The 1,021-nt window shown below is 73.8% G+C and carries 1 protein-coding gene; it reads right to left on the bottom strand.

Going from position 1 to position 1,021, the window contains the following annotated elements; translation table 11 throughout:
- Positions 1 to 1,021: condensation domain-containing protein (locus ACIRS4_RS39335; RefSeq protein ID WP_404205246.1), on the bottom strand; the 1,021-nt coding region annotated here is incomplete at both ends.

The following is a 1,021-nucleotide window of genomic DNA, read 5'->3' as shown; positions in this document are numbered from 1 at the left end:
ACCGCGATGTCGGAGGTGCCCGACAGCCGCGACAGCAGGGCGGCCCAGGCCGCGTGCACCACCATGAACAGGGTCGCGCCGTGGCGGCGGCCCAGTTCGGTCAGGCCGGCGTGCAGCTCGGCGTCCAGCGGGAGCCGGATGTAGCTGCCGCGCAGGCTCTGTCGCGCCGGACGCGGGTGGTCGGCGGGCAGGTCCAGCTGGTCGGGCAGCCCGGCCAGGGTCTCGCGCCAGTAGGCGAGCTGGCCCGCGGCCACCGACTCCGGATCGTCCTCCGAGCCCAGCAGCGCGCGCTGCCACAGCGCGTAGTCGGCGTACTGCACGGCCAGCGGCGTCCAGGACGGCTTGGCACCGCCCAGGCAGGCGTTGTAGGCGATCATCAGGTCGCGCACGAACGGCACCACCGAGGAGCCGTCGGCCGAGATGTGGTGCAGCACACCGGCGAGCACGTGATCACCGGTCGGCACGCCGTCGGCGTCCACGATGCGCAGCAGCAGCACCCGCACCGGCACGTCCACCGTCACGTCGAAGGTGGTCGTGGCGAATTCGGTGACCTTGCCGACCAGTTCGGCCTCGGTGAGGTCGACCGGCTTGAGCTCCGAGATCACCTCCGCGGCGGGCAGGATCACCTGCGCGGGGCCCGCGGCCAGCTCCGGGTAGACGGTGCGCAGGGTCTCGTGGCGTTCGATCACCGCCGCGAACGCGGCCTCCAGCGCCGGGGCGTCCAGCTCGCCGGTCAGGCGCAGCGCCACCGGGATGTTGTAAGCCGTCGACGAGCGGTCGAAGCGGTTCAGGAACCACATGCGCTGCTGGGCGGGCGAGAGCGGCAGGTGCTCGGGACGGGCGCCCGCGGCCAGCACCGGCCGCTTCGGGCCGTCGGCCTCGGCCTGCACCCGCGCGGCCAGCGCCGCCACGGTCGGGGCCTCGAACAGCGCGCGCACGCCGACGGTGGTGTCGAACAGCGCGCCGATGCGGGCGACCGCCTTGGCCGCGAGCAGCGAGCTGCCGCCCAGGGCGAAGAAGT

The sequence above is a fragment of the Streptomyces sp. NPDC101166 genome (genome assembly GCF_044768125.1).
Classification (GTDB): domain Bacteria; phylum Actinomycetota; class Actinomycetes; order Streptomycetales; family Streptomycetaceae; genus Streptomyces.
Note: the sequence above shows the minus strand (reverse complement) of the source record. Positions and strands in the feature narration are given on the sequence as shown.